The 241-nt window shown below is 51.9% G+C and carries 1 protein-coding gene; it reads right to left on the reverse strand.

Going from position 1 to position 241, the window contains the following annotated elements:
* A partial coding sequence (locus tag PIJ50_RS16380) for an LptF/LptG permease family protein (RefSeq protein ID WP_271976667.1) occupies window positions 1-241 on the reverse strand: 241 nt, incomplete at both ends.

Raw genomic sequence — 241 nt, forward strand, 5'->3', positions numbered from 1 at the left:
GCAATAAACAGCAACGTCAGTGGCAATAATGTTGAAAATCGCCCTTGCCGCGGTTTTACCCGACTTAATGAAATGGCCAGCAGCGCCATCAACAATGCTGTCAGGCCACGGCTTTGTCGCCATTGCAGTTCGGCATGATCGGCAGGAAAGGCGGAGCGCGCCAGCTCCGTGACCGATTTTGCTTTGCGTTTGACGTTAGGGCTTTGATCCAGCGGATTCAGATGTAATTGCAGATTACGGT

Origin of the sequence: Falsirhodobacter sp. 20TX0035 (assembly GCF_028307215.1) — a bacterium.
Taxonomy (GTDB): domain Bacteria; phylum Pseudomonadota; class Alphaproteobacteria; order Rhodobacterales; family Rhodobacteraceae; genus Falsirhodobacter.